Origin of the sequence: uncultured Alteromonas sp., from assembly GCF_963976965.1 — a bacterium.
Classification (GTDB): Bacteria; Pseudomonadota; Gammaproteobacteria; order Enterobacterales; family Alteromonadaceae; genus Alteromonas; species Alteromonas naphthalenivorans.
Genome location: NZ_CAXBMP010000013.1, coordinates 71,433 through 97,226, shown reverse-complemented (window position 1 = coordinate 97,226; position 25,794 = coordinate 71,433). Strand labels below are relative to the sequence as shown.

Below are 25,794 nucleotides of genomic sequence, written 5' to 3'. Positions count from 1 at the left end.
CCTTCTTGCATTAGCCTATTTTAAATTGGTTCACATTAGCACTTAATCCATTTGCAAGTGCAGACAAATCTTCAGCCGCATCGTTTACCTGACTGTTGTTCTGAGACAGTCTATCTCCCAAATTCTTAAATTGATTAACACCATTTTTCGCTTCATTGGCCTGCAACTGTGAATGTTTCGCCAATACGGCCGCTTCTTCACTAACACTCACTAACGCCAAAATGCTTTGCGTTCCTGCTTCAAGGGTTGAGACCAAATCATTAGCTAACCCCACTGAGTCATGTGCCTTGTTTTGATTTGAGCTCATAGTAGATACTGCAGAGGTAATTGAAACCACAATTTTCTCAAGCATGGTATTAATTTCAACCGTGGACTGGTGGGTTCTTACTGCTAGTGTTCTCACTTCATCCGCAACTACCGCGAAACCTCTGCCAGAATCCCCTGCCCTTGCCGCTTCAATAGCAGCATTTAATGCCAGTAGGTTTGTCTGATCGGCAATTTCTGCAATGGTCTTCACTACACTTGAAACATTGTTCCCTTCAACTTGAAGGGTTTCTAGCATACTCGCCGTTTGCTCAATATCATTGGCCAAGTCAGAAATAGCGTCGGCGGTCTCTTTTACTTGTACACGACCTGCATCCACCTGTTTTGCGCTGTCTTGGGCTGCACTTGCTGCAGTTTGTGAACGCTGAAGGCTTTCCACCATGTCTGACTCTAACGAGTCCATAATGTTTACAAGGCCGGTAATATCGGTGAGTAAACTATCCACCGACGAACTTGACTGCTCTGTAGTTGTAGAGAGAGAATTCACCGCGCCCTCTATGCCAGAAACGGCGCCTTTCACTTCTTTCATACCCGCCTGAAACACAGATACCAAACCATGAATACTGTTGGTCATTCTACAAAGTTCATGGGTGCTTTGTTCTGGAAGGCGCGCTACTAAGTTCCTAGTTTTCGCTAAACTATCGAGCTTCTCAGCCATGCCTTCTATCGGCTGCGCAATTTGTTTTTTAGCACTATGGTAACCAGCCATGGCAACAGCAGCTAGAATAAGCACGAGAAAGTAAATAGTGAATTGACTGGTTTGTAACTGACTTCCTATCGCCTGAGAACGCTCACCGGCTTTGCTTGCCACCTGATTTCTTACTTCAATTAATGCGTTGTCAAAAACAGAGGCTAATTCATTAACTAACTGTAAATCGTCACGGGCACGATCCCAATCAACCCGCGAGGCAGACATAGTTGCTTGAAGTGAATCCATACTTGAAACTAGCGAATTGAACTGAGATTTAAGGGTATCACCGGCCATATAGCCTAATGCTTTGAATCCAGCATCAACGTTTTGCTCTAATTCTTGTTTTTGTTCATCAAAGGCATTGCCCGATAACGTTGTGCCATAAAGTGAGAAGCCAATTAACACAAGTTGCTTACTGTTACTTTGCACATTATCTAATGTACTTAACGCGGGTAAGGTTTCACTCACAAAAGTATCGACTTGGTGCGTGACCTGCTTGTTGTTCAATGTTAACACCACGGCAGCAATTAAGGTTGCGAGTAATATTCCTGCATAACCCGTTAAAATTCTTACTTTTATAGTGTTTAACATTGCATACTGCCTTCGGGGAAAAAATTAACGTAAAGTATTACTGTAGACACTTTGAAGCATAAACCAATAAAAAACTTATAATAGTGTCTTTAGCAACCCATAAGTAACCTAGACCCGAGCTCTGCCTTTTTACTTTCGTAAATCACAAAAAACGTAAGCATTATTAGGTAATTATTAAAGGTGAGTAAGCGGAAGTGCAGTGGTATATTTAAGCTGCTCCATGGCAAAACTAGAAGTGACATCGTTAAGATCAATCCCATTAACGAGTCTTTTATAAAAATGATCGAACGCAGCCATATCGGTTACCACCACTTTAAGCAAATAGTCGTACTCTCCAGACATGCGATAAAATTCTACCACTTCTTCAAACGATGAAGCATGCTTGGCGAAATCTGTTAACCACTTCCCGTCGTGACGTGCGGCTTTAATTTGCACAAATACCGTCATTGCCAAGCCTAATTTGTGCGCCTGTAATAATGCTACGCGACGGGAGATAACGCCTTGGGCTTCAAGCCGCTGTATACGTCGCCAGCAAGGCGTTGCCGTTAAGCCCACTTTCTCCGCAATATCTGCAACCGGCACGTCGGCATTTTGCTGCAACAGCAACAATATAGCCTTATCCACCCCATCAAGAGCAATATTTTTCATTACCTTTCTCTAAATTAGAATTATTTACCAAATCCAGCCTATCAAATGGGGAGTAATGAGTAAATTTCTCTTTTTCTAGCTGTCATTATTGAGTAAGACTGACTTATAGGTTTTTTGAAATGCTTGATTACGCGATAAATGCCATGCCTGGTGTGGTTGACGATATAACCCACACCATAGGAAACACACCATTAATACGCTTGAGTAAATTTGCTGCACGTCATAACGTAGATGCAACGCTTTTAGCCAAGGTGGAATTTTTCAATCCTGCAGGGTCGATAAAAGACAGACCGGCAATGGCCATGCTTACTGCCCTAATGGAAAGCGCTGCCTTTAATGAGAAAACCGAAATAATTGAAGCATCATCAGGAAACAACGGTGTGGCCTGTGCTTGGCTTTGCGCGATTTACGGCATTAAGCTGACAGTATGTATTCCAGAACATATGTCAATCGAGCGCCAAAAGCTAATACGCCACTATGGCGCACAGGTAGTGACTACACCGAAAGACCTTGGAACAAAAGGAGCTATAGAACGAGCTGCTGCACTTATCGAGCAAAACCCAAACGCAGTGGGTCTGTCCCAATTTTCAAACCACGCTAACCCTAACGCTCATGCCCAATCTACCGCTCAAGAACTGCTGCGCGATACTAATGGGCATATTGATATTGTGGTTGCGGGTGTAGGTACTGGCGGTACGCTAACTGGCTTAGCCACAAGCATGCGAACTCATATTCCTCATTTGAAAGTAGTCGCTGTAGAACCAGCAAGTTGTCCGGTGTTAAGCAAAGGGCATGGTGGCGTGCACAATATTCAGGGGTTGAGTTCAGGCCATGTGCCTGACGTGCTTGATGTAAGCCAGATTAATCAGATAATTACGGTAGAAGACGACGAAGCCATAGCCTACGCTCAGCAGATTGCTCGAGTAGAAGGCTTAGCGGTAGGGATTTCTTCGGGGGCTGCCCTGTTTGCTGCCGCTCAATTAGCTCAACAGCCTAGCAATAAGGGAAAAAACATCGTTGTCATTCTTGCCGACGGCGCTGAGCGTTACTTTTCTACCCCGTTATTCGCCGACTAACTGCGAATAACGGTGAGTAGCGGCGAATAACGGCGAGTAACGGCGAGTAACGGCGTAATTATTGGCAACCTACAAAGGTTGCCATTTATGCATTAACGCCACCAAGGTTGATTAAAGTCGACATCTTCAGGTGCTATTACAAATTCGTATGGCGGTTCGAAGGCTGCCCAAAAGCGTTCAGCCAAGGCTGCATCGACTACGTTGAACTTACCTGCGCTCGCGTATTCTTTCATTAGCGTTAAGTATGCTTCCACTGGCATGGAAGGGTTAGACTGCTCGAATATCACTACCCCGCCATAGGTGTTATATAGGTGTTTTTCTATTTGCCAGCGCTCTACTTGGGTTGATGCAATCTCATCAATACTGGCAGTGTCTTCAGCGCTAGTACTTTCCTTCAAATCACTATCTTCTTGCTGAGCATCTTTCTTAGCAGCTATTTTCTTATTGTTTTTTTCATATTCTGACCCAAACTTTTGCTTAAAAGCTTCCACCAAGGACTCGTCCACCTTGATATTGTTTTTGCTAGCATAGTCGCTGAGCACGGCTTCTATAATTTGGTTCGCTAGGTTAATAGCTCTCATCTGAGTAACAAGCTGCGTAACGTTGTCTGGCGCTTGCTTTCGAATTTTTGAAATAGTGTCTTGGTCGGGAGTAATGTCAGCTAAAGTAATCGGTTCACCAAAAAGCATGGCAATAGCATTAGCTTGGTTACTACTGGCGCTGCTGGCATTTTGGGTGCCTTTGGAAGTATTTTGTATATTACTGGATGATTGCGCGAATGGCGAAGAAGATATAAACGTGGTAGATAGAACAAAAGCGAAAAAAACACTATTCATCCTTAACATTAGCTAATCCTTTCATTAAGTTTATTACTGAAACAGTAAAGCACTTAATAGCGGGAAAACCAACTATATTAACGAATGTAGTGTTTATAAAAGAAAGAAAAACGGCGGTCTTTTCAGACCGCCGTTTTTGAATTTCTTAGATGGCGTGCACGTTAGCAGCTTGAAGACCTTTTTGACCTTCTTCTACTTCAAATTCCACGCGCTGACCTTCTGGAAGAGTTTTGTAACCGTCAGAAACGATAGCACGGAAATGAACGAATACGTCCTTACCGCCGTTATCTTGAGTTAGAAAACCATAACCTTTATCAGCGTTAAACCACTTAACGGTGCCTGTAACTTTAGACATGTCGTATAGACCTCAAATATCATATTAAATTGCGCAATAAGCGCGTATAGCGAGTGTCTTTAATAGGCGGAGTTGGTCTTACTTACGAATGGGCAACAACTTACTACAAATCACAAGGTAACTTGAGCGGTTTTACATATAGCAAATAATTTCATATCTCGTCTATTTAAAGACTTTTGGCTTAAAGCCAAAGCAACTATAACACTCTTCGAACTGATTAATATACAATTTATTCACTAAAAAATGCATTTCATAAAAATTTCACCCGAGCGTAACAGTCGCTACCGGTTCTTACGCCATGCAAATACCCAACAGAGGGATCCTACACCGGCAGAAAGCGCTGGGAAATACCAGTTCAATTCATACATGGGTAAGATAGCCGACAACAAGATAAAGGTAGCTCCCGTTACACCCCATTGGATGGATTGCGCGCTCTTTTTCTGCTGATCTAGTAAAGCAAGTTGTGCGCGTTGTTGTTGCAAAGGAAGCCGCTTAACTTGCTGTAGGCTGTCGTAAAGTAAATCCGGCATTTCTGGTAGCTTTTCAGACCAAAACGGCAGGTTTGCTTTTACCTTACCCAGCATGGCTTTCACGCCAATTTGCTCGCGCATCCAATTTTCTAAAAATGGCTTTGCGGTTTTCCATAAATCTAATTGCGGATAAAGCTGACGCCCCAACCCTTCAACATAAAGCAGCGTTTTTTGAAGCAGAACTAGCTGAGGTTGCACCACCATATTAAATCGACGGGCAGTATTAAATAATTGTAGTAACACATTACCGAACGATATTTCCGCAAGGGGCTTTTGAAAGATGGGCTCGCAGACCGTGCGAATCGCCATTTCAAACTCATCAATATTGGTGTCGTTCGGCACCCAACCAGAGTCGGCGTGAAGTTGCGCTACCTTGCGATAATCTCGGTTAAAAAACGCAATAAAATTTTCTGCTAAATAACGCTTATCTTCACGGTTTAACGTGCCCACAATGCCAAAGTCGATAGCAATGTATTTAGGGTTTTCTGGATGCTCGGTAGAAACAAAAATATTACCTGGGTGCATATCAGCATGAAAGAAGCTGTCGCGGAATACTTGGGTAAAGAAGACCTCTACGCCGCGCTCCGCCAGCTTTTTCATATTAGTGTTTTGTGCTAGTAAGGCATCTATATTTGAAATAGGTAGCCCATATATGCGCTCCATCACCATTACATTGCTGTGACAATAGTCGCTGTATATTTTAGGTATGTATAATGAATCTGAGCCTTCAAAATTCCGCCCTAATTGAATGCCACTTGCCGATTCACGTAGTAAGTCCAGTTCATCCACTATGGTTTTACGATATTCCACCACCACTTCAACAGGGCGAAGGCGTTTGCCATCTGGCAGCCATTTTTGCAGCACTGACGCTAAACTAAAAAGCAGCTCCATGTCGGCCACAATTGTTTCACGAATATCGGGGCGTAAAACCTTAACCACCACATCTTCATTATTCGCTTTTAATTTTGCAGCATGCACTTGCGCAATAGAGGCTGACGCCAGAGGCGCTTCATCAAACTCACTAAATAATTCGGATAGATGGGTTAGACCAAGGGAGGTTTTAATAATCTTTTGTGCCGCTTCTGACGAAAACGGAGGCACTTTGTCTTGCAGACGAGCAAGTTCATTAGCAATAGCAGGATGGAGCAAGTCTCTGCGGGTCGATAGCATTTGGCCAAACTTGATAAAAACCGGGCCAAGGCTTTGCAGTGCGAGCGTAATGCGCTCACCGGCAGTCTTATCTTTGTGTTTATTGCGGATCCAAAAGATGCTGTGACGCATAAGGCGTGCGTACCATGGTAGCCATTTCGCAGGGATAAGGTCGTCTAACCCATGCTCTAACAACACCTTATTTATCTTATACAACCTAACAATGCGCATGCTTGTCTCTTAAATTGATTTTTGTTCTAGCTGAAGTAAGCGGGCATCTAATCGCGCTACATCGTCACGTAGTGCGTTCACTTCATCACTAAAATGTAATACCGCTAATTTAGGCGCTGCTATTTGCTTTTCTTCTATCAAGGCATTGCTAGCGACTTTATTAAACTCAGACAGGGCACCCGTGGCTTTACGTTTAATAGCACTAAACCAGCTCATCGTTTGATGGGCAACCACATCGTTGGTTTTGGCAGCCAGAAGTTCTTCTACATCTATATCTAGCTGCTGAAATAAACCGCTAACCTGCTGAGCCACAGCAAGTTCGCCCTCAACCTGTAATTTTTTTTGTTGAATAAGGCGGGTTAGCTGATTGGTGTGCTTTAATTCAGGCAGGGTATCTAAGGATGTTTTAATACAGCAGTCTTTATGATTTAGCGTAGCTATTGTGTCTTCGAACGGCTCATGTAGGGTCAGCACATCTACTTGCTCAGAAAATACAAGCACTACAGCAAATGGCAAGGGGTCTACATAAGCAATAAGTCGCGCGCCTTTCAGCGAAGCCATTCTGGCAACGCTGTCTGGATCTAACGCTAAAATTTTATTCGCAGCCGTTTCAATAACGGCACTTACCAATGCTGACGTTGGCATTAAAACTTATAGCCTCGGTGCAGTGCTACAATTCCACCCGTTAAGTTTTGGTAGTCACACTGGTCAAACCCCGCGGTTTCGAACATACCTTTCAGGGTTTCTTGATCAGGGTGCATACGAATGCTTTCTGCCAAGTATTGATAACTCTCGGCATCGTTAGCCACTAACTGGCCCATTTTTGGCAATATATGAAACGAATACGTGTCGTAAAGCTTACTTAATTGCTCTGACGTTGGCTTAGAAAACTCCAACACCAATAGTCGACCACCCGGCTTTAACACTCGGTAAATTGAATTAAGTGCATTTTGCTTCTCGGTCACGTTTCTAAGACCAAAAGCCATGGTCACTACGTCGAAGTGGTTGTCGGGGAAAGGCAACGCCTCTGCATCTGCTTGAACGTAATCAATATTGCTAACTAGTCCGCGATCTCTTAGTTTATCGCGGCCAACTTTCAGCATCGATAAGTTAATGTCGGCCAAGGTTACGTTGCCCGTAGGGCCAACAAGACGAGAGAATTTTGCGGTTAAATCGCCAGTACCACCAGCGATATCAAGCACTTTTTGCCCTGCACGCACACCTGAACAATCAATGGCAAAGCGCTTCCATAAACGGTGCACACCCATCGACATTAAATCGTTCATGACATCGTATTTAGCGGCAACAGAATCGAATACATTGGCTACTAACGACGCTTTTTGGTTTTTCTCAACCTGCTTAAAGCCGAAATGAGTAGTAGGTGCATCCGATGCCTCTGTGGGCGATGTGTTGTTATGGTTGTCGCTCATGGCATTCCTGCATTAGTGATTCATAGTAAAGGCTGAAGTGTATCGGATTGTAGCGCCCAGCAACAGTATTTACCTTATGCTAAATACTGGTTTGTGCCCCAACTAAACGCAATAATAACGCTTATTTCTTGTAACGTGCGGCCACTTTCTTGATGCCACTGTGCAAAAGCCGCATTTGCAGCGGTTAAGCTTTTCTTGCTAGTGAGGCCGCCATCGATAATATCGTGCTTTCTTAAGTAGTCTTCAACATCTCGTGAAAACAAGAAGGTATCTACCCCTAACGCCCGCAGCATGTAGGGGCCGGTGTTCCCCCCGAGTCTCGACCCACGTTTCTTTAACGTGGTCCATAAATCGGTAATATTACTGGCGTCGAATGTAGCCACGAACTGACCGAAGCTGCCGTGCTCACGGCTAATGTCTTTAATGAACATGGCGTTATCGCGAACGGTCATTACTTTTTTGTAATTACGCACGATGCGTTTATCAGACGCTTTCTGCTCTAACATTTCATCAGGCATCAGCAGCACTTTTTCGACATCAAAACCAAAAAATACAGTTTCAAACTCAGGCCACTTTTTCTCGATTACTCGCCAAACAAAGCCTGACTGAAACACTTGCTTCGTCATGGCTGCTAAAAACCGATCGTCCGGTATTTTGGCAACCTGCTCAGAGGAAAGCGGCGCTGAAAGCATGCTTTCAAGCGCCTTTTCACCACCTTTTCGCTTACATGCCCGCTGGTAAATGGTGGAGAAAGATTCTATTCCCATGGTTATCTACCCTAATGCTAATTAGCCACGAATGCCGCTATGGCGAAGTAAGGCATCTACGTTTGGCTCCCTGCCTCTAAAGGCAACGAATAAGTCCATAGGCGCACGGCTTCCACCCATTTCAAGTATATTTTCCAAAAATGCTTTACCCGTCTCTCGGTTAAAAATACCATCTTCTTCAAATTTACTGTAAGCATCGGCAGATAACACTTCTGCCCATTTGTAGCTGTAATACCCTGCTGCATAACCACCAGCAAAAATGTGCCCAAAGCTATGCTGGAAACGATTAAATGCAGGAGGTGTATTAACGGCAACTTCAGCGCGCACGCTATTAAGAATGGCTTGTACATCAACATTGTCGCCAGACTCGCTATGCAATAAGAAATCAAACAAACTGAATTCCAGCTGACGCACCATTTGCATAGCGGCTTGGTAATCTCTGGCAGCTAACATTCTGTCAAGTAAATCAGCGGGTAAGGGTGCCCCCGTCTCATAGTGACCCGAGATAAAGTTAAGTGCATCTTCTTCCCAGCACCAGTTTTCTAAAAACTGACTCGGTAGTTCTACGGCATCCCACGGCACACCATTAATACCAGATACACCAGCCACCGACATTTTAGTTAGCATGTGGTGTATGCCGTGTCCGAATTCATGGAAAAGGGTAACCACTTCATCGTGCGTGAATAAGGCAGGCTTATCCCCTACTGGGGCATTAAAGTTACAAGTGAGATACGCCACAGGTAACTGTAATTCTCCGTCTAACTTTTCTCGGCGAACACGGCACTCATCCATCCACGCACCACCCCGCTTTTTAGCGCGAGCGTATAAGTCTAGGTAAAAACTACCGCGCAGCGCATCTGCACTATCGGTAATAGTGAAGTAACGTACATCTTTATGCCATGTATCAATGCCTGGCTGTTCAATGATTTTAAGGCCATACAATCTATGCACCACTTCGAACAAACCCGACAAAACTCTGTCTTCAGGAAAATACGGACGCAGCATTTCATCTGAAATGGTGTACTTTTCCTGTTTCAGCTTCTCACTGTAGTAAGGTAAGTCCCACGCGTTAAGCTCTGTTACCCCGTGGGTATCTTTCGCGTATGCTCGTACTTCTTCTAACTCTTTTTCTGCCTGCGGCTTCGATTTAGCAGCCAAATCACGTAAAAAGCCGGTAACTTGGTCAGTCGATTCGGCCATTTTGGTGGCAAGGGAGCGTTCAGAATAACTGCTAAAACCGAGCAGCTGCGCAATTTCACTGCGAAGAGCCAGTGTTTGTTGAATGATGTCGGTGTTGTCCCACTTGCCTGCATTCGGGCCTTGATCTGACGCCTTTGTTGCATAAGCGCGATACATTTCTTCTCGTAACGCTGCATTATCTGCATAAAGCATAACCGGTAAGTAAGAAGGAATATCTAATGTGAATAGCCAGCCTTGTAAGTCTTTTTGATGTGCCGCTTGTGCTGCTGCATCGCGGGCTGATTCTGGCATACCAGAAAGGATGGCTTCGTCAGTGACATGCTTGCTCCACCCCATGGTGGCGTCCATCACATTATTTGAAAATGTAGATGACAGTTCGCTTAACTTCGCTTGAATATCTGCATAGCGTTTCTTTTCCTCGCTTGGCAGTGCCACCCCACTCAAGGTGAAATCGCGAATAGCATTATCAATAACTTTCTGACGCTGTTCATCTAGCTCAGCATATTCGTTTGAGTCTTTTATCGCCACGTATGCATTATACAAGCCTTCGTGCTGACCTACCCAAGTACCATATTCTGATAGCAAAGGTAAGCAAGCATCATGAGCTTCTCGCAGTTCGTCGCTACTCACCACTGAATTCATGTGAGAAACCGGTGACCACATCTTACTTAAATTGTCGTCTACCTCTTCTAAGCGCAATACCAAGTTCGCATAAGAGTAATCTTTAGATGCAACCACCTCATCAATTTCAAGCTTACATTTTGCTATCGCTTTTTCGATGGCTGGCTTTATCTGCGCGGGCTTAATAGATGAAAATAAGGGCAAACCATCTACCAATTCAATTGCTGGGGTCGTCATAATCCGTCTACTCTTTTCAGTTCGTATAGCAAGTTATGTTGGGGTTGTTCGCAATAAAAACAAGCGCTGTGATTGCTCTAGATAACAGTGATATTTTTGCGTTCTATACTAGGTTTACTATAAATGCTAAGCGAGCAGATCAAATGTTGAGTAATTCTTTCTTTTTATTTGCTACATGAAAAGTTTGTAACTCACTAATTCAGCAGCTAAAAACGCTTTAATAGAGTGTCGCAAATGTCACATTCACTACTTTTGTCTAAATTGTGAACACCCCTATTCAGTGCTATAACGTTACAAGTTGGCATTAGGAATTGAGCAATGAAGACATTAACATCAGGTGAAATCGCAACCTACTGCGATGTAAACCTTCGCACCGTGATTCGGTGGATAGAAAGCGGAAAACTCAAAGGGTTTAAGCTGCCCGGTCGTGGCAACAATCGCGTGCTAGTATCTGACTTTGTTTCCTTTCTTGAACACCACAACATTCCTATCCCAGACGATCTCCAAAGTGAGATATCACCTTCAATTCTTATTGTTGATGATGAAATGCCAGTGGCAAAGTCCATTCAAAGAGTGGCACGCCGTGGGGGATTCGAAAGCCATATTGCTACGGGTGGGTTTCAAGCTGGCATTATGTTGAGCCAGTATAACTCTAAGTTGATGACCCTCGATTTAAGTATGCCTGGCATGGATGGTTACAGCGTTATCCAGTTTGTTAGAGAACAGCCTAAGTATAAAAATTTAAAAATTTTAGTCATTTCTGCACTTGACGATATCAGTCTAGACCGAGCTATCGAACTAGGTGCAAATGCAGCACTTTCAAAACCATTTACTAATAGCGAACTAATCGAAACCATCGAAAAGTTCATGATTGAGTAAGTTCATTATAAGTGTACTTGGCCAGTTTTTTATTAGGGCCTTTTAAATGAGTGAGTTTGGGGTGAATCATAGTGGAAAAATCAATGTTTCAAGCTGCACGTCGTATATTTGCTTTTTTAGCACTCGCATTGTTCGCCTCTTTTGGTGCATGCAATACGTTAACGCTTGGCATAGTGCCACAACAGTCTGCGAAGAAGCTTGCTGAAACCTGGCAACCGCTTATCAACTATATCTCTGAACATGCCGACATTGATGTGGTGTTTAAAATAGCGAAAGATATACCAACCTTCGAACAAAGGCTGGCCGAGGGTGAGTACGATATTGCCTACATGAACCCTTTCCACTTTGTGGTATTTCATGATTCGGTTGGCTATCGCGCGCTGGCCCGTCAAAAAGATAAGCGAATTAAAGGCATTATTGTTGTGAATGCCAATAGCACTATTACGTCACTTGACGATCTTAACGGTAAAGAAATAGCCTTTCCCTCTCCTGCTGCATTCGCTGCCACCATTATCCCTAGAGCATATTTGAAACAGCAGGGCATTCTTTTTACGCCACGTTATGTACATTCTCATGACTCGGTGTACCTTAATGTGCAACGCGGCTTTTTTAACGCGGGTGGCGGTATAATAAGAACCTTAAATGGCGTTGATGAAAATACACGCAGTGCTTTTCGTGTTTTATGGGAAAGTGATGGGTATACCCCTCATGCAATAGCAACTCACCCTCGAATAACTGACACTCAGCGAGAGGCACTATTGAATGCGTTGCTTACTCTGTCAGAGGATAAAGACAATCATCAGCTATTGAAAAATATTGGCTTTAAAGGCTTTATGTCGTCTGCAGATGAAGATTGGGACGACATACGAGCCTTGGGCATTACCTCATTAGCAAGGCCGCAATTGTGAAAAAAGAAGCGTTGCTCTCGTTATCGCTACGAACCAAAACTATTGTTGGGGTGGCACTTATTGCTGCCATTTTGTTTTTAATTCTTATCACAACCGTATTTAAACTATTAAATGACTTAGTCGACACCAGTGTTGATACGTCTGCTCAAACTACTACCAACCTGTTTGTGTCCACCGCAAAAAATGCTTTTTTAAGCTACGACCTCGCTTCGCTAGAGGCAGATGCAACTGAAATGCTTTCAAACCCTAATATCAGTTATGTTCGGGTTCTCGATAACAACAACAATGTATATGTGGAAAAAGGTGAGCCAGAGGCGCTCAATCACCCCTTTCAGCTAGACAGCGATGTAATGAGTGCAGTGGATGGTATATACGATACCGCTGCTGATATTAAAGTTGGCGAGACCTTATTTGGCAGAGTAGAAATAGGCCTTGATGTTGATTCTATTAATCAGTCGGTAAAACGGGTACGCACTTGGACATTAACACTTGCCGCCATAGAACTGGGCCTTATTGCATTGTGCTCATTCTTGCTTGGGTCTTACCTAATGTCGCAGCTAAAGCAGCTACGTGCAGGTGCTAGGCATTTAGGGGCGGCGGTTAAAGATAAAAATTACCAGAACATCTCTGTAAAAGTGCGCGGCAAAGATGAACTCAGCGAACTGGCTGAAGCCTTCAATCAATTGGTTGAGCTTTTAAAAGAAGAAAATACGCATCGCGAGCGTGTTGAAGGTGAACTAAAAGAACTAAATAGCTTACTAGAGGTAAAAGTTAAACAACGTACCTCATTGTTAAATCAAAAAAACTTCCAGCTTGAAGAAGCAAATAAAGACTTAAAAGAAGCACAGGTCCAATTGTTACAAGCAGAAAAAATGGCATCGGTTGGTCAGTTGGCTGCGGGTGTAGCACATGAAATCAATAACCCAGTAGGGTTTGTGAATAGCAATATGCATACGCTTAGCGAATATGTATCCACCTATCAAATGATATTCCAACAGCTTAATGATGTGCTCTTAAAAGACACCGCTATCCATCAGGATGAAGCGATAAAACAGCTGCGCAATATTATACAGCAGCAAGACATGGAATTTATCAACAGCGACATCTCTGAACTCATCACCGATTCGAAAGACGGTTTGATTCGGGTGGCCGAAATAGTTAAAGGGCTAAAACTGTTCTCGCGCGTAGACAGTGATGAGATGCAATCTTACAACCTAAATGATTGCGTTCGAACCACCCTAGCGATGGTGAACAACCAGCTAAAATACATATGCAGCGTAGAAACCCATTTAGGGTCGATTCCCCATATCATGATGAACATGGGTAAAATTTCGCAAGTGGTGACCAACCTGCTTATTAATGCAGGCCAAGCCATCGAAAGCACCGGCGTACAGGGCACCATTACCATTACGACGCGTGAATTCGATGGTAACGTTGAACTAAGTATACAAGACACTGGTTGCGGTATTGAATCGAGCCATCTAGATAAATTATTTAATCCGTTCTTTACTACTAAACCAGAAGGCCAAGGCACCGGACTTGGACTTTCTATTTCTTTCGGCATTGCTCAAGAGCACGGCGGTACGCTCCATGCATCAAGTAAAGATGGGGAAGGAAGCTGTTTCACGTTATGCCTACCAATACATAACCCGTTAGATGACAACGCCGAAGATTCTTTTCAGGACGATTCACTATGAATGATACCACTGACCAAAACGCCGACGTGTACACTGTTTTATTTGTCGACGATGAACCTAATATTCTTCGCGCCATTAAGCGCGCGCTCTTTTCTTTAAAGGTCAACTTATTGCTGGCTGACAGTGGCGCAAAAGCGCTAGAGATCATGAAAGAAAATGAGGTTCATGTGATCATTTCCGACATGAAGATGCCACAGATGTCTGGCGCTGAATTACTGCAGCAAGTTGCAGAGTTGTACCCTGAAAGTTATCGGTTGGTGCTAACCGGTTATGCCGATATAGAATCTACTATTAAAGCGGTTAACGAGGGAAAAATTCATCGTTATTTGCAAAAGCCCTGGGACAACAAAGAGCTTATATCTGCCATTGAAGATGGGTTAGAACGCGTAAAATTAAAAAATGAAAATACTCGGTTGCAAAAATTAACACGTCTGCAAAATCGTAAATTAAAAGAAGTGAACACGTCGCTTGAGCAAATGGTACATAAGCGTACTCGCCAGATTAAAGCGGCACTGAACAAGATTGAAAAACATAATCTTGCAATGGAACAAGTACTGTTTAATGTTATTAGCATTAACCCGAACATAGATGGAAAGTTTGCCATTGAAGTGAGCGAACTTGCCGCTAAGTTAGCGAAGTATCTTCAACTCCCTCCCGAAGAAGTTAAACGCATTAGCTATGCGGGTTTAATCTGTGAGCTGGGTTTGTTGGGGCTAAGTACAGATGATTTTCTAGCGCCGTTTGCGAAGCTGAAGTATCAACAGCAACAGAACTACTTAGATCAAACCAAACAAGCTGCGCTCATGCTCGCGCCAGCCACTGAATTACAGCCAGTGTCAGACATGATTGAATTTCAATTCGAGCATTATAACGGTGCTGGCCCCCGTAATGTGGTGGCGAAAGAAATTCCCATAGGTGCCCGTATAGTCTCAATAGCTAGAGATTACTGGCGCTTAGTCACTGGCCGCATGAGCGGTGAAGAGATGACACCGCGGGATGCCAAAGCCGAAATGAAAAAGCATACCAACACACGGTATGACGGTGAAATTCTATCCTTCTTACTTGCAGACGACGACGTGAGCACGTCAAAATATATTTACAACACGATGAAAGCCTCTCAGCTAAAAGCAGGTATGGTATTGGCTAAAAATTTATATAATGACAGCCATATTCTTATACTGCCTGAAGGGCATATTTTCACCGACGCCACTATTCAAAAGCTGACTCAATTTGAAGAAGAGCGTCGTCGTGCATTCAGTATTTTGATTGAGCCAGATACGCCGTTAGATGAAACCGAAGAAGGGGCTGCGCCTCAAGACACGTGATCTTAAGTGTATCTGTGGCAGTACTCATAAAACTGGAATAAAGAAGCACTAAGGCAATTAGTGCTTCTTTGTTTTTTTGTAACAGATACCCACGATAATGAAATCTTCTACCTTGCACCTCGGTCTCTTAAACGCGTATACAGTGTGTATTCCTTCAATTTCGTGTCACAATAAATGACAATTTTAGGCCTAACGGATAATAAGGCGGTTAACATGAAACATTTTGATTATATCTGCATAGGCGGCGGGAGTGGCGGCATTGCGTCTGCAAACCGTGCCGCCAAGCATGGTAAAAAAGCAGCCATTATTGAAGCTAAAGATATTGGCGGCACCTGCGTTAACGTAGGCTGTGTGCCTAAAAAAGCCATGTGGTACGGCGCACAAGTTGCCGAAGCTATTCACCGCTACGCACCAGAATATGGTTTTGATATCACTGTAAACCACTTCAGTTGGGATAGCCTAATTGCCAGCCGCCAAGCTTATATCGAACGCATTCATGCATCCTATGATCGCGCACTTACGGCTAACGACGTAACCCTTATTCGTGGTTTTGCTAAGTTTGTAGATAACAACACTATTGAAGTGGATGGTGAAACCTATACCGCAGACCATATTACCATTGCCACTGGTGGCCGCCCTGTCATTCCTGATATTCCTGGCGCTCAGCACGGTATTAACTCAGATGGCTTCTTTGCACTAAAAGAACAACCTAAAAAAGCGGTTGTAGTAGGTGCAGGTTACATTGGCGTTGAGCTTGCTGGCGTATTGCATAGCTTGGGTACAGAAACCCACTTAGTAGTGCGTAAACATGCTCCGTTACGTAACTTCGACCCTATTATTCACGAAACCTTGGTTGATATGATTCATGCTGAAGGCTGCACATTACACAACCACGCCAGCGTTGAAAAAGTAGAACGCGGTGAAGGTAAGCACCTTTCAATTCATCTTACAAATGGTGAAGTCCTTGAAGCAGACTGCCTAATTTGGGCCATTGGCCGCGAACCATCCACCGATGTGATAGCGATTGAAAATACTGATGTTGAGCTTTCTGAAAATGGCACCGTGAAAGTAGATAAGTACCAAAACACGACAGCCAAGAACATCTATGCTGTGGGTGATATTACTGGTGAAGCCGAATTGACGCCAGTGGCAGTAAAAGCAGGCCGCTTACTAAGCGAACGTTTATTCAATGGCCAAGAAGACGCGCACATGGATTACTCCATGATCCCCACCGTAGTATTTAGCCACCCGCCTATTGGCACCATGGGTTTAACTGAACCAGAAGCCATTGCAGAATATGGTGAGGATAAGGTTAAAGTGTACTCATCAAGTTTCGCCTCTATGTACACTGCAGTAACTCGTCATCGTCAAATGACCAAAATGAAATTGGTGTGTGCAGGCGAAGATGAAAAAGTGGTTGGCCTTCACGGTATTGGCCATGGTATGGATGAAATTCTACAAGGCTTTGCAGTAGCCATAAAAATGGGCGCCACCAAAGCCGATTTTGATGCATGTGTGGCCATTCACCCTACTAGTGCTGAAGAATACGTTACTATGACCTAGGTCGTCCAACTAAGCTCAGGTTAGCCAAGCTTAGTAAAACGCTAGCGTACTTTTAACGTACTTGGAAAATGAAAGGCGATAATCAATATGTTGATTATCGCCTTACTTTTACATTCTTTCTAACGTAACAGGCACACCGTTTAATACACCATTACCCGACAGAGTATCTACCTGCATTTCGTCTGTCAGTATATTGGTATTAACACCAGGGTATTGGCTAGCGACACCCAGTTTTATTCCCTTCTTATTGTGCCCCCAACCATGGGGAATAGAGACCACGCCTGGCATAATAGAATCGGCAATTTCTGCCTCTACCAATAGCTCTCCCACTCTTGACGTGACTTTAACCCTATCGCCTTCGTTCACATCATATTTAGCGGCATCTATGGGGTGTAACTGTAGCGTACAGCGATTGTTTCCCTTCACCATTCTATGGCTATTGTGTAACCAAGAATTGTTCGTTTTAATATGTCGCCTGCCAATCAATACTATTTGATTTTCGTTACGCTTCTGGTCGAAAATATGCGTCTTTACGCGGGCAATATCTGACATAAAGTAATTAAAATTTAAGTCTATTTTTTTATTCTCATGAAAAATAGCGTCAGGCAGTGCAGGTTGCAACGGCCCAAGGTCGATGCCATGTGGATGCGCTTTCAGCTTATCTAGCGACAAGTTATAGCCTTCATTACCAATGCCGTTAGCGTTTTCACTGGCACTGGAATTTGCACTAGCATGGGCCCCGTATCGGCCGCTTTTTAATAAATCGTCTATCACACCTTTTGGCTGTTTTTGCCATAGTGTTTGATAGTGCGCGGTACTTTAGCCATTTAATTTATCTAGGCGCTCTGCCAGCGATAGATATATCTGCCAATCTGTTAATTGATCATCGTCTATGTCTACCACTGCCTCAGAATAGGTAGCGTAGTTTCTTACCGCAAAATTATGAAAAACCACATCATAGTGATCCCGCTCTAATGGCGTAACGGGAGGTAATATAATATCTGCATGTCGGGAGGTTTCAAAGTAGTTGGCCTTCACAATATTGGTGATGGAATGGATAAAATACTGCAAGGCTTTGTTGCAGCAACTAAAGATGAGCTCTACTAAAGCAGATTTCGATGCCTGCGTGGCAATTCACCCTACTAGTGCCGAAGAGTTTGTTACTGTGCAGCGATTTAGCCATGTAGTTTTGTAAAAATGAATCATGAGCTAAAACATTAACATCAATGATAACTAGGTCGGTACGCTAACGCGGCGCCAGCCTACTTGCGTTGGTCTACTCCCTAACACTATCCCCTTACCCAGTTACCACTTTTCCTTCGAAACCGCACTTTCCCGGCTGCCCCACACACTTGAATTTTATTATTCTTTATGTTAAGAATACTAATATAATAAATAAAACTAATAAAAACCAATGTGTTATAAGTTTAAACTATAATAAGCTTATGAAATAGCGTTGCCTGCCTATTTTTCTTAATTTTAGAGTGCAACCATGAAAAATTTATCCTTAGATTTCTTACGTTCGTTTGTAACGATAGCGCAAACAGGAAGCTATACGTTGTGTGCGGAACGATTAAAACGAACTCAGCCCGCCATTAGCTTGCAGATTAAAAAGCTAGAAGAGATTGTAGGGGAAAAGCTTTTTTCACGAGAAGGAAATCGAATAACGCTGACGTTAGCAGGAAACAAATTGCTAGAGTTTGGTATGAAGATCCTCCTACTGAATGATCAAGCCATGGCTGAATTTGGTCGACCTCAAGTAAGTGGAAATATAAAGCTTGGGATACCTAGCGAATTCTCTACCACTTTAATGCCTAAAATTATCAGGCGGTTTACCCAATCTTACCCAGAAATATCAATGGAAGTGCATTGTGCTTTGAGTAAAGACCTGCTTTGTGAACCGTTAAAAAATCAATTTGATTTAATTCTATCGTTACAAGAAGTACCGGATACAGATCAGGATGGATATATCGTTACCGACCAGTTGGTTTGGGTAGGTAGCCAGCGTTTTGTTAACAGTATTCCCGAAAAGTTACCTCTTATTGCTGCCCCAGCGCCTTGTATTTACCGTAACCGGGCTACCAACTTATTGGGTAAACATTCAAAACAGTGGCAAATCGTCTATACCATCGGCGACTTAAATGGCATTCAAACCGCTATTAATGAGGGTCTAGGTATAACAGTACTAGCGAAAAGTACTGTTCCCAAAGAACTCCACATTTTATCTCCTTCCCCGGCATTACCCGAACTAGGGCATATTGGCGTTTGCTTGGTGAACCCCCAAAAAGTACGCTCAGAAGCTATTGAATTATTAGCTAAAACAATCCAAACAGAATTAGCGGCTTGTTAACCTACAAAGCCTGTGGCTGGCAATGTCACAACGATAAGAAGAACGATTAACGCCACTAATAACTTCATTAAGCTTACATCTTCTTCTAACTGCTTACAGCTTTTACATTTACTGACTTCTTGGCTATTCATAAGCGTTCCTTTTCATCTTACTTTTTTCTGAATTGGACCTTACTATTACCCTACCTATACTCTATTAAATTGAGCATAGGTAGGGCTGTTACTTACTTATTTACTATCACGAACCATTGGGTAATCAATATTTAGTTGCTCTAAATAAGTATCATACTTATCAGGGTTGTAATAAAAGGCTTTCATCTTTTCTCTGTACTGCTTCATTATCCCCTCGTTCAAATGAATTTGAGGCGTGTCGCCTTCGCGCAATAAAGATTCATACTTAATATCATTTGTTTGCACGTTATCAAAGTAATCTTGCATTTCTGGGAGCAACTCAGGGTTAGTGAACAAGTCCACCATATTCATTGCATGGGCTTTTGCACCAGCAATAATTCCTTTATGCGCAATGGGGGTAGCCATTGAAACCGCGTTCGCCCAATTATGTCCGGGTAAATTCGGAATATTAGCTGGATACAACATAAAGATAGTTGGTACTGTCCACGCTATGTCGCCCACATCATCAGAGCCGCCACCGGTTAATTTATCTTGGGGAGGTGGCTCTCGCATAGGCATAATCTCTTCGGCCAAACCAATAACCTCGGCACCAATTTCTTTTTGTAACGCTTTGGCTAGTTTGATGTCGTCATCAGACCATTCCGGCATACCTACTTTTTTGATATTTTCCAGAGCAGCAAGGGCTAACGGTTTATTAAAATGTCCAGGCCATGCGGTGCCCATTACAACAGAATCCCATGTGGTATTGCTCATCATGGCCGCACCTTCAGCCATTTTGTCGCCAACTTCCCATAACGCCTTAATATGTGGATAGTCAGTTTCGCGGAAAAAATACCAAGACGACGCTTTTTGCGGCACAACGTTAGGTTGGTCGCCGCCATCAACAATTACCGAATGCGTGCGTTGCGCTAAACGTAAATGCTCACGTCGATAGTTCATGCCCACACTCATCAACTCAACAGCATCGAGGGCACTTCTTCCACGCCACGGAGAACCCGCGCTATGGGCAGATTCACCATAAAAATTATACTTAACAGATACCATTCCGGACATACCAGGATTACCATAGAAAGTACCGAAGCCGTTACCAACGTGAGAATATAAAACAGCATCAACATTGTCGAAGTACCCTTCACGAACGTAGTACGCTTTCGTGGCAAGCTGCTCTTCTGCTATTCCCGGCCATAAAACAATAGTGCCTTCAATATCATTTTTGGTCATGTACTCTTTCATTGCTAGCGCAGCAATAATATTTACCACTTGGCCAGAATTATGGCCTTCTCCATGACCAGGAGCTCCTTCAACAATGGGGTCGTGATACGCAACACCCGGTTTTTGCGATGCCTTTGGAATACCATCAAGATCTGTTCCCAATGCGATAACAGGTTTACCTGAACCCCATGTGGCATACCAAGCAGTAGGAATACCCGCAATGCCTTTTTCAATATCGAAGCCTTCTTCTGCGAGCATCGCGGTAAGGTACGCAGATGTTTCTACTTCTTGAAAACCTAACTCACCAAAAGAGAAAATCATATCGTTCATAACTTGCGCTAGCTTTGCCTGCTTATCTATTTCAGCAACAAGTTTTGTCTTTGCCTCTTCTCTTTCTTCCTCACTTAATGTGGTAGCAGAGCTACCCACCGCCATTAAATTTAGCGCTAATACCGCCGCGTAAATATATTTCATACTATTCTCCAACATCGGAGCGAACAAATGTTCGCCCCTGTTATAGCGTTACTCTTTTATCGTAGGGTACGTAATACCAAGTTGCTCTAGATAGGTATCGTACTTTGATGAGTCGTAATAATACTCAGTCATATCACCACTAAACTCAGCCATAATCTCTTTGTTTAGGTGGGTAGCGGGTCTATCTTGCTCGCGTAAAAGTGGAGTATATTTACCGTTTTTCGTTTGCTCATTTTCATAATAATCCCAGGCACTTTTCATTAAGCTTTCGTCAGTAAGCAAATCGAACAGTGTTAGGGCTTGCGCTTTTGCACCGGCCACTACGCCTTTGTGGGCGATAGGGGTGGCCATAGCGACTGCGTTAGACCAGTTATGCCCTGGTAGGTTAGGAATATTAGCCGGATAACGAAGAGTGATGGTAGGTACTTGCCATGATATATCACCAATGTCATCAGAGCCGCCACCCATGTTTTTCTTTGGATCCGGTGGGTCGGTTAATTCGTTGATTTCAGACTTTAAGCCTTCAGGCTCAACCCCAATTTCTTTTTGAAGTGCTTTAGCTAGCGCAATATCATCCTCTGACCACTTCGGCATACCCACCAGTTTGATATTTTCATATGCATCTTCAGCTATAGCTTTGTTCATATGCTGAGGCCATGCAGAGCCTAGTACCACTGAATCCCACGTGGTATTACTCATCATGGCTGCACCTTCGGCCATCTTATCGCCGATTTCCCATAAAGCTTTAATATGTGGGTAATCTGTTTCTCTTAAAAAGTACCAGCGACTTGCAACAGGAGGAACTACGTTTGGTTGGTCTCCGCCATCCACAACAATAGAGTGAACTCGCTGAGATAAACGCAAATGTTCACGGCGATAGCTCATCCCCACTTCCATTAATTCTACAGCGTCTAGGGCACTGCGCCCGCGCCAAGGAGAACCAGCACTGTGTGCAGACTCACCATAGAAGTTGTACTGCACTGAAATTAGGCCATTGCCTCGCCCTTCTCCCCAGCTGGTACTGAAACTATTTGAAACGTGAGAAAACAGCACTGCATCTACATCTTCAAAATAACCATCGCGAACATAATAGGCTTTGGTACCTAGTTGCTCTTCTGCCACGCCAGGCCATACTTTTATTGTGCCTTCGAGGTCGTTTTCTTCCATGTATTTTTTAACCGCTAAAATAGCGATTATATTTACCACTTGGCCTGAGTTATGACCTTCACCATGCCCAGGAGCCCCTTCAACGATAGGGTCGTGATAGGCGACACCAGGCTTTTGAGATGCCTTGGGGATACCGTCAATATCGGACCCCAGCGCAATTACAGGCTCACCTTCGCCCCATGTTGCCATCCATGCTGTAGGAATGCCGGAAATACCCTCTTCTACCTTAAAGCCGTTGTCTTTCAATATCTGCGTAATGTACTTAGACGTTTGAAATTCTTGAAAGCCCAATTCGCCGAAACTGAAGATAGTATCGTTCATTACTTGGGCCTGCTTGGCCATAGCATCTACATCGTTTATAAGGGCTTTTTTTACTGCCATACGCTCATTTAGCGACATAGTGGTGGCAGCCGCAGCAGAAGCTGCGCCCCCACTTATTGCCATCGTAATTAAAGCCGTACTTACTGTGCGTTTAAAATTAACCATCGATAACTTCATTCTTTTCTCCCTAATTACATTTCAACGCGGAAACCAACTTTAAATTGACGGCCAAGTACATCGTACAAACTGCGGTTTGTTGCAAGGTAACCAGGGCGGTTTTCAGAGCCTTGATATGCAGGGTAGGTTACTGTTGCAGGATCTGAGTTAAGTAAGTTTCTAATTTGCATGTAAAGCTCTAGAGAGCTGGTATCACCTAACATGATAGATTTTGATGCATAAGCATCTAAGTACACTTTCGATACAACCGTGTTGTTATTTATAGTGTAGTTAGGTGCAATACTATCAGGGCAGTTCGCAGAACATTCTATGTAGGCATTACTTAACGTACCTTCACTCACACCACGAGCAGTAAGGTCAAAACGCATGTCGTCTAAATCATAAGTTACCGATGCACGGAACTTCCAATCAGGCGTGTTTGATGCATTAGAGCCGGCTTCATCGATAGCCGTTACGCCATTATCAGTAATTGCTTCTAGATAGTTTGTCGCTAAAAAGCGCAGTTTTACTGAGCCTGCTAAGTTAGAAATAACATCTGCCGTATCGAATCGATAGGTAAGGTCGTAATCCACACCTTTTGATGTCATTGAGTTTAGGTTTTCATATAAAAGGTTGATAGTTTGCAGTGTGCCCGCATCATCATAAATCATGTTGTCACAGTAACGTTGCACACCAAACTCAACACAGTATTCCGCTGTTGAATCTGCAGTTACGTAACTAATAACACCGTCTATTTCTACGTCGTAGTAATCGATAGTCGCCGAGAAACCTTCAAGAAATGACGGGCGAATTACTACACCAGCACCCCATGAGTTAGCTTCTTCAGGGTTTACATCTTGGTTACCTTGTAAGTTTTGTACCATAGGTACAGACTCACCATTAATGGTAACTGAGTTAGAACGCGCAGTACCTGCTGCATACAGTTCTGATAAGTTCGGCGCTCGAATATCTCGTGAACGAGTAAGTCTGAAAGTAGCATCTTCAATAGGCGACCATGTGAAACCTGTTTTCCACGTAGTTACACCACCAGACGTACTGTAATCGGTGTAGCGAACCGCACCATTGAAATCAAGATCGTCCATAAGCGGAACCAGTGTTTCAATGTACGCTTCTGTTACATTATAAGAACCTTCGGTGACCTTGTAGTTACCGTACTTCCAACCAGTAGAGTATTGAGGGTCTACATAGCCATCCATATCTTCTTTACGGTATTCAGCACCAAAGGCAATAGAAATAGGACCTGCCCAACCGTCGATATCTCCAGTACTAAAGTTAATTGCAGCTACATCTTGTGTAAATTCTTGCTCACGGCGAGGTTGCCCTAGTACGTAGTCCAGCGCTTCGTCACTTGCCACACCTACACCTAAACGATTTAGAGGCACACACCCATTATCAGGGTCAGTTAACGTAGAACGACAAACTATTTCACCACTCACTGAGTCTACTACCGCGTCAGTAGCTAAGGTTAAATTGGCCGTATTATAGGTTGGCGTCATATGCTCATCGGTGTTGGTCTTACCACGTTGATAGTAAGCATCCCAATCGAACAGCATACCTGATAGTTCAAATTCACCTTTTCCACCCAATACAAATCTGGTGGTATCCCGCATATTGTTACTGCCCGACGCTGGCATATCCACATTACTGGTATTAAGAGAAAAGCTATCCAACCCCAGTTCAGCCATTTGCGATGAAACAGACTCAGGTAAATAAGCATTATCAGCGTAAACAGTTACCCCAATAGAGGTTGGGTTAATGTAGTAGCTTAAGCCTTCGTACTCTGCATACGAGCCTTGAAAATAAACTTCGGTGTCGCCAAACATCCAGCTAAGACGCCCAAAGAGGTTTTTTCTGTCAATTTCAGCAGCAAGCGAGTTGGTTCCAATCATGCCCGAGGTAGTGTATTCCCAATCACCGCCTTGCATCCATTGGCCAGAAACATCCCCATAAGCAAGCTGACCTACCGCGCCATCAACGCCGAAATATGTACCCTGTAGTGGGCCTGAATTAATAAGCCCGCCGGGGGTGTAAGTAGAGATACCAATTCCATCGCCAACATAATAGAAAGGAGAACCTTCTGATGTATCAGGGTTGATCATTGCTACCGTACCGTTTTCAGCCCAGTCTCGCGTGGTGTTGTGAATACCATTCGCATGAAAGGTTTCACCACTTAATAATAAATGACCATCACCGTCACCAAGTTCTGTACCGTAGGTTAAAACAATCTTGTTGTTTTCGCGGTCGCCGTAGGTAGTTTCACCGTATTCAACTTCGCTTTTAAAACCTGTGTATTCTTTATCTAAGATAAAGTTAACCACACCACTTATTGCATCTGAACCATAAACGGAAGACGCACCACCCGTTACAATTTCCACCCGTTTTATCAAAGACTGCGGGAACGTATTGGTATCAACTTCGCCCGTTGATGCTGATACTACCGAGCGCTGCCCATCGAAAAGCACCAACGTTCTTCCCGTACCTAATGCTCTCAAGTTGAGCGCTGCAATTCCCGAAGCACCATTACTTAGAGAACCAGAGCTAGTTGAAGCTGTTGAGCTTCCAGTAACCGACGGCATAGTATTTACAAAGTCGGCCACACTATTTGGTGCAAACGTATTAATGTCTTCTTCAGACATGGTGGCAACCGGCGTTGGTGTATCGTAACCATCGCGAGAAACACGAGAACCAGTTACTTGAATAGACTCAACCTTTCTCTCTTCAACAGAGGTATCAGTTACTTCATTTTCTTGTGCGCCCACGGGGGTAGCTAAAATGCTAGCAATCGCTGTTGCAAGATAAAGCCTTTTATTATTGCAGATCCCGGGTGTGTTCATAGGTATCTCTCCTGTTCGGTACTGTGTGCTTATGTGGTATTACTGACTTATCGTGGTAGGCCTTAAGGCA

The 25,794-nt window shown here is 43.5% G+C and carries 20 protein-coding genes and 1 pseudogene; 7 read left to right on the top strand and 14 right to left on the bottom strand.

What is annotated here, in order from left to right:
• Positions 1-10 precede the first annotated feature (10 nt).
• Both AAC006_RS11870 and AAC006_RS11865 read right to left on the bottom strand, forming a co-directional pair.
• A complete protein-coding gene (locus AAC006_RS11870; RefSeq protein WP_126871748.1) occupies positions 11-1,606 on the bottom strand; it encodes a methyl-accepting chemotaxis protein in 1,596 nt (531 codons plus the stop codon).
• A gap of 174 nt (positions 1,607-1,780) precedes the next feature.
• Positions 1,781-2,254, bottom strand: coding sequence for an Lrp/AsnC family transcriptional regulator (locus AAC006_RS11865; protein ID WP_013786248.1), 474 nt, complete (start codon positions 2,252-2,254; stop codon positions 1,781-1,783).
• Between the two features lie 119 nt (positions 2,255-2,373).
• On the opposite strand from AAC006_RS11865, the gene cysK reads away from it, so the two are divergent.
• Positions 2,374-3,330 (top strand): cysteine synthase A, encoded by a 957-nt coding sequence (cysK, locus tag AAC006_RS11860; protein WP_339891398.1) that lies wholly within the window; start codon positions 2,374-2,376, stop codon positions 3,328-3,330.
• Positions 3,331-3,422: 92 nt separating this feature from the next.
• Here the strand turns inward: cysK and AAC006_RS11855 are convergent, their stop codons facing one another.
• From AAC006_RS11855 to prlC, 7 genes are all read right to left on the bottom strand, one after another.
• Positions 3,423-4,175: a hypothetical protein gene (locus tag AAC006_RS11855; RefSeq protein ID WP_256772361.1), complete on the bottom strand. Its 753-nt coding sequence runs from the start codon at positions 4,173-4,175 to the stop codon at positions 3,423-3,425.
• 136 nt (positions 4,176-4,311) lie between these two features.
• The gene (locus tag AAC006_RS11850) at positions 4,312-4,521 is read right to left on the bottom strand and encodes a cold-shock protein (protein ID WP_013786252.1); all 210 of its coding nucleotides are present in this window, start codon (positions 4,519-4,521) and stop codon (positions 4,312-4,314) included.
• A gap of 281 nt (positions 4,522-4,802) precedes the next feature.
• Positions 4,803-6,431 (bottom strand): ubiquinone biosynthesis regulatory protein kinase UbiB, encoded by a 1,629-nt coding sequence (gene ubiB / locus AAC006_RS11845; protein WP_339891396.1) that lies wholly within the window; start codon positions 6,429-6,431, stop codon positions 4,803-4,805.
• Between the two features lie 9 nt (positions 6,432-6,440).
• The gene (locus AAC006_RS11840; RefSeq protein ID WP_013786254.1) at positions 6,441-7,076 is read right to left on the bottom strand and encodes an SCP2 sterol-binding domain-containing protein; all 636 of its coding nucleotides are present in this window, start codon (positions 7,074-7,076) and stop codon (positions 6,441-6,443) included.
• Complete coding sequence (ubiE, locus tag AAC006_RS11835) at positions 7,076-7,861, bottom strand: bifunctional demethylmenaquinone methyltransferase/2-methoxy-6-polyprenyl-1,4-benzoquinol methylase UbiE (protein WP_013786255.1); 786 nt, start codon at positions 7,859-7,861, stop codon at positions 7,076-7,078. The genes AAC006_RS11840 and ubiE overlap by 1 nt, the downstream gene beginning before the upstream one ends.
• Positions 7,862-7,935: 74 nt before the next feature.
• Positions 7,936-8,628 (bottom strand): DNA-3-methyladenine glycosylase I, encoded by a 693-nt coding sequence (locus tag AAC006_RS11830; RefSeq protein WP_339891395.1) that lies wholly within the window; start codon positions 8,626-8,628, stop codon positions 7,936-7,938.
• 21 nt (positions 8,629-8,649) lie between these two features.
• Positions 8,650-10,686 (bottom strand): oligopeptidase A, encoded by a 2,037-nt coding sequence (gene prlC / locus AAC006_RS11825; protein ID WP_339891393.1) that lies wholly within the window; start codon positions 10,684-10,686, stop codon positions 8,650-8,652.
• 318 nt (positions 10,687-11,004) lie between these two features.
• On the opposite strand from prlC, the gene AAC006_RS11820 reads away from it, so the two are divergent.
• The 5 genes from AAC006_RS11820 to gorA all read left to right on the top strand — a co-directional run bounded on the left by AAC006_RS11820 (position 11,005) and on the right by gorA (position 17,058).
• Positions 11,005-11,565 (top strand): response regulator, encoded by a 561-nt coding sequence (locus AAC006_RS11820; protein WP_129740217.1) that lies wholly within the window; start codon positions 11,005-11,007, stop codon positions 11,563-11,565.
• Between the two features lie 83 nt (positions 11,566-11,648).
• On the top strand, positions 11,649-12,473 hold the full coding sequence (locus AAC006_RS11815; RefSeq protein WP_339891390.1) for a phosphate/phosphite/phosphonate ABC transporter substrate-binding protein: 825 nt from the start codon (positions 11,649-11,651) through the stop codon (positions 12,471-12,473).
• On the top strand, positions 12,470-14,170 hold the full coding sequence (locus AAC006_RS11810; RefSeq protein WP_339891388.1) for an ATP-binding protein: 1,701 nt from the start codon (positions 12,470-12,472) through the stop codon (positions 14,168-14,170). The genes AAC006_RS11815 and AAC006_RS11810 overlap by 4 nt, the downstream gene beginning before the upstream one ends.
• Positions 14,167-15,495, top strand: a complete 1,329-nt coding sequence (locus AAC006_RS11805) for a response regulator (RefSeq protein WP_339891387.1) — start codon at positions 14,167-14,169, stop codon at positions 15,493-15,495. Before AAC006_RS11810 ends, AAC006_RS11805 begins: the two co-directional genes overlap by 4 nt.
• A gap of 213 nt (positions 15,496-15,708) precedes the next feature.
• The gene (gorA, locus tag AAC006_RS11800) at positions 15,709-17,058 is read left to right on the top strand and encodes a glutathione-disulfide reductase (RefSeq protein ID WP_013786262.1); all 1,350 of its coding nucleotides are present in this window, start codon (positions 15,709-15,711) and stop codon (positions 17,056-17,058) included.
• A 108-nt stretch (positions 17,059-17,166) separates the two neighbouring features.
• Here the strand turns inward: gorA and AAC006_RS11795 are convergent.
• Positions 17,167-18,087 (bottom strand): annotated as a pseudogene (locus AAC006_RS11795) (molybdopterin oxidoreductase family protein); the annotation flags it as partial.
• Positions 18,088-18,550: 463 nt separating this feature from the next.
• Here AAC006_RS11795 and AAC006_RS11790 point away from each other — a divergent pair.
• Positions 18,551-19,408 carry a LysR family transcriptional regulator gene (locus AAC006_RS11790; RefSeq protein ID WP_339891386.1) on the top strand — a complete coding sequence of 286 codons (858 nt, stop codon included), beginning with the start codon at positions 18,551-18,553 and terminating at the stop codon, positions 19,406-19,408.
• On the opposite strand, the gene AAC006_RS11785 is transcribed toward AAC006_RS11790, so the two are convergent.
• The 4 genes from AAC006_RS11785 to AAC006_RS11770 form a co-directional block, all read right to left on the bottom strand.
• The gene (locus AAC006_RS11785; RefSeq protein WP_339891384.1) at positions 19,405-19,539 is read right to left on the bottom strand and encodes a hypothetical protein; all 135 of its coding nucleotides are present in this window, start codon (positions 19,537-19,539) and stop codon (positions 19,405-19,407) included. The two genes, AAC006_RS11790 and AAC006_RS11785, sit on opposite strands and share 4 nt — an antisense overlap.
• Before the next feature lie 96 nt (positions 19,540-19,635).
• Positions 19,636-21,225 carry a peptidase dimerization domain-containing protein gene (locus AAC006_RS11780; protein ID WP_339891383.1) on the bottom strand — a complete coding sequence of 530 codons (1,590 nt, stop codon included), beginning with the start codon at positions 21,223-21,225 and terminating at the stop codon, positions 19,636-19,638.
• Between the two features lie 48 nt (positions 21,226-21,273).
• On the bottom strand, positions 21,274-22,890 hold the full coding sequence (locus AAC006_RS11775) for an amidohydrolase (protein ID WP_339891382.1): 1,617 nt from the start codon (positions 22,888-22,890) through the stop codon (positions 21,274-21,276).
• Between the two features lie 14 nt (positions 22,891-22,904).
• Positions 22,905-25,724, bottom strand: coding sequence for a TonB-dependent receptor (locus tag AAC006_RS11770; RefSeq protein ID WP_339891381.1), 2,820 nt, complete (start codon positions 25,722-25,724; stop codon positions 22,905-22,907).
• Positions 25,725-25,794: the final 70 nt, after the last annotated feature.

Excerpts from the sequence above, each read along its gene's own strand:
- AAC006_RS11780 (WP_339891383.1), bottom strand. The coding sequence starts at position 21,225 with ATGAAATATATTTACGCGGCGGTATTAGCGCTAAATTTAATGGCGGTG.
- gorA (WP_013786262.1), top strand. The coding sequence starts at position 15,709 with ATGAAACATTTTGATTATATCTGCATAGGCGGCGGGAGTGGCGGCATT.
- AAC006_RS11805 (WP_339891387.1), top strand. The coding sequence starts at position 14,167 with ATGAATGATACCACTGACCAAAACGCCGACGTGTACACTGTTTTATTT.
- AAC006_RS11815 (WP_339891390.1), top strand. The coding sequence starts at position 11,649 with ATGTTTCAAGCTGCACGTCGTATATTTGCTTTTTTAGCACTCGCATTG.
- AAC006_RS11790 (WP_339891386.1), top strand. The coding sequence starts at position 18,551 with ATGAAAAATTTATCCTTAGATTTCTTACGTTCGTTTGTAACGATAGCG.
- ubiE (WP_013786255.1), bottom strand. The coding sequence starts at position 7,861 with ATGAGCGACAACCATAACAACACATCGCCCACAGAGGCATCGGATGCA.
- AAC006_RS11865 (WP_013786248.1), bottom strand. The coding sequence starts at position 2,254 with ATGAAAAATATTGCTCTTGATGGGGTGGATAAGGCTATATTGTTGCTG.
- AAC006_RS11820 (WP_129740217.1), top strand. The coding sequence starts at position 11,005 with ATGAAGACATTAACATCAGGTGAAATCGCAACCTACTGCGATGTAAAC.
- AAC006_RS11850 (WP_013786252.1), bottom strand. The coding sequence starts at position 4,521 with ATGTCTAAAGTTACAGGCACCGTTAAGTGGTTTAACGCTGATAAAGGT.
- AAC006_RS11775 (WP_339891382.1), bottom strand. The coding sequence starts at position 22,890 with ATGAAGTTATCGATGGTTAATTTTAAACGCACAGTAAGTACGGCTTTA.
- cysK (WP_339891398.1), top strand. The coding sequence starts at position 2,374 with ATGCTTGATTACGCGATAAATGCCATGCCTGGTGTGGTTGACGATATA.
- AAC006_RS11830 (WP_339891395.1), bottom strand. The coding sequence starts at position 8,628 with ATGGGAATAGAATCTTTCTCCACCATTTACCAGCGGGCATGTAAGCGA.
- AAC006_RS11785 (WP_339891384.1), bottom strand. The coding sequence starts at position 19,539 with ATGAATAGCCAAGAAGTCAGTAAATGTAAAAGCTGTAAGCAGTTAGAA.
- AAC006_RS11770 (WP_339891381.1), bottom strand. The coding sequence starts at position 25,724 with ATGAACACACCCGGGATCTGCAATAATAAAAGGCTTTATCTTGCAACA.
- AAC006_RS11855 (WP_256772361.1), bottom strand. The coding sequence starts at position 4,175 with ATGTTAAGGATGAATAGTGTTTTTTTCGCTTTTGTTCTATCTACCACG.
- AAC006_RS11840 (WP_013786254.1), bottom strand. The coding sequence starts at position 7,076 with ATGCCAACGTCAGCATTGGTAAGTGCCGTTATTGAAACGGCTGCGAAT.
- prlC (WP_339891393.1), bottom strand. The coding sequence starts at position 10,686 with ATGACGACCCCAGCAATTGAATTGGTAGATGGTTTGCCCTTATTTTCA.
- AAC006_RS11870 (WP_126871748.1), bottom strand. The coding sequence starts at position 1,606 with ATGTTAAACACTATAAAAGTAAGAATTTTAACGGGTTATGCAGGAATA.
- ubiB (WP_339891396.1), bottom strand. The coding sequence starts at position 6,431 with ATGCGCATTGTTAGGTTGTATAAGATAAATAAGGTGTTGTTAGAGCAT.